A 2,546-nucleotide genomic window follows, 5' to 3' on the forward strand; every position below is an offset into this window, starting at 1 on the left:
GGCCCCGATGGTCGGTCAAACTCCCCCACCTGTGGTCACCTCAAACTCCCCCACCTGAAGGGGCGCTGGAAGTGATGTAGGCGCCCGGCAGGACGTTACCTTGTTCCCCTCGCATGAAGCAGAGGGGTTGCCGGAGTGAACGTCTTGAAGCCACATCTACAAACCACCATTGCTACGCTGGTCGCGGCAGGCAAAGGCCAGCGGGAGATCGCACGCATTACCGGGATCGATCGCAAGACGATTCGAGGATATCAAGAACGATTTGCCGCCGCCCAGGCAAACTCCCCCACGGTGACCACCGGCTCTGGGGCGCAAATTCCCCCACCCCGACCGCCGACAAATAGCGGACACACGTTGTCGGCCTGCGCGCCGTATCAGGAATTTGTCCAAGCCCAGGTGCGTCTGCATCGGAACGCCACGGCCATCTACCAGGACTTGGTGGACCAGTTCGGCTTTGCCTCCAGCTACGAAAGCGTCAAGCGCTTCGTCAGGACCATGCGCCACCACGCGCCGGCGCAATTCGACCGACTGGAATTCCTGCCCGGCGAGGAGGTGCAGGTCGACTACGGCGAAGGCGCTCCGACCCGGATGCCAGGCACGGACCGTTATCGCAAGCCGCGACTGTTCGTGATGACGTTGCGCCATTCCCGGCACAGCTTCCGGCGTGTGGTGTGGAAGTCGAGCCATCAGGTCTGGGCGGAACTGCATGAGCAGGCTTGGCGCTACTTCGGCGGCGTGACCCAGTACGTGGTGCTGGACAACCTGAAGGAAGGCGTACTCAAGCCCGACCTGTACGAGCCCGAGCTCAACCCGGTGTATGCCGCCATGCTGGCCCACTACGGCGTGGTAGCCGATCCAGCGCGCGTGCGCGATCCTGACCGCAAGGGCACGGTCGAGAACGCGATCCAGCATACCCAGGCCACCGCCCTGAAGGGGCGCCGCTTCGAGTCAATCGAGGAGCAAAACGCGTTCCTTGAGCAGTGGGAGACGAACTGGGCCTCCAAGCGGATCCACGGCAGCACTCGGCGTCAGGTCCAGGCGATGTTCGAGGAAGAACGCCCTCATCTGCGGGCACTGCCGGCGCATAACTTCGAGTACTTCACCGACAAGGTCTACACCGTCTACGACGACACGTGCATTCGCGTCGATCACAGCAGCTACGCGGCCCGGCCGGCTGCTATTGGCAGCCGGGTGCTGGTGCGCAAGTACGCGCATCGGCTGGAAATCCGCGACCTGAAAACCCAGGCCTTGCTACGCAGCCATGATCTGGCGGACCGGCCCGGCACCGTGGTGCTACCGCAGGACGAGCGCCTGTTCAATCCCTCGCGCGAGACACGGCGCATTCTTGCCCAGGCCAAAGCCATCGGGTCCTCCGCCGAACGCCTGTGCCAGCTCTTGTTCGACACCGAGGGGCGTGTGGGCCAGCGCAAGCTGTGGGGCATCGTCGGTCTTGTCCGGCGGTATCCCCGTCGGCTGATCGACGCGGCGTGCGAAACCGCCTTGCGCGAAGGTGCGCCCAGCTACCGGCAGGTCAAGGCCTTGACCGAACGCCTGCTCGAGCAAGCGCTGGCCGACCTCGATACGCCAATCCAGGGCGAACTGCCCCTGACCCAGGAACATCCTTTGATTCGGGGCGGCGACGACTATGCCGACCTGTTCTCGCTCGGCGCCAGACAAAGCGCCGCCGCCAACCCAGGAGATCACCCATGACCATGAGCTTTGCTGAAATCGATCGTGCCTTGCGCGAACTGCGACTGTCCGGTATTGGCGCCACACTGGAGACCCGCGTGCTGCAGGCCCAGGCCAGCCAGCAACCCTTCCTCGAGACCTTCTCCATGATCCTGCAAGATGAACTGGATCGCCGCCGTTCCCGGCTACTCGAGCGGCGCTATCAGCAGTCCGGCCTGGATGAGCGCCGAACCCTGGTCGACTTCGATTGGGCGTTCAACCCGAAGCTGCCGCGCCAGGCCTGCTTCGAGTTGCACACCTTGAAGTTCATCGCCGACGCCGACAATGCGCTGCTAATTGGCAAGCCCGGCACCGGCAAGAGCCACGTTGCCAAGGCCATTGCGTACAACGCTACCCTACAGGGCATGAAGGTGCGTTACGTCGAGTCCGACACGGTGTTCGCCGGCTACGCCGTGGACACGCGCGCCGATCAGGACAGATTGCTCAAGACCTTGCTCGAGCCGGAACTGGTGGTGCTCGACGACCTGTTCCTGGCAAAACGCATCCCGGACGCCGCCGCCGAACTGCTGCAGACCCTGGTCCATCAGCGCTACAAACTGCGTCGCAGCATCATCGTCACCTCCAACCGCGTGGTGCAGGACTGGGGGCGATACCTCGGCGACAACACCATGGCCACTACCATTCTGGATCGTCTGATGCATCGATCCAAGCTTCTCGAGTTCGAAGGAAAAAGCTACCGCCTCAAAGAAGCCGCCACCAGGCTTGCTGTTTCTGAGAAGGCCGATTCATAATCTGCCCGTCCTGCCTGGGGGAATTTAGCCGACCACAAGTGGGGGAGTTTGAAGTGACCGTCCGGG

At 63.0% G+C, this 2,546-nt stretch carries 2 protein-coding genes; both read left to right on the forward strand.

Annotation, left to right across the window (positions count from 1 at the left end; all coding sequences use genetic code 11):
- Positions 1–135: 135 nt before the first annotated feature.
- A complete protein-coding gene (gene istA / locus ACYP5B_RS12340; protein WP_459569799.1) occupies positions 136–1,710 on the forward strand; it encodes an IS21 family transposase in 1,575 nt (524 codons plus the stop codon).
- Positions 1,707–2,480, forward strand: coding sequence for an IS21-like element helper ATPase IstB (gene istB / locus ACYP5B_RS12345; RefSeq protein WP_459569800.1), 774 nt, complete (start codon positions 1,707–1,709; stop codon positions 2,478–2,480). The genes istA and istB overlap by 4 nt, the downstream gene beginning before the upstream one ends.
- Positions 2,481–2,546 lie beyond the last annotated feature (66 nt).

The organism is Cupriavidus sp. 8B, assembly GCF_054589115.1.

Bases quoted from the DNA above. Each gene is read 5' to 3' on its own strand.
- istB (WP_459569800.1), top strand. From the start codon at position 1,707: ATGACCATGAGCTTTGCTGAAATCGATCGTGCCTTGCGCGAACTGCGA.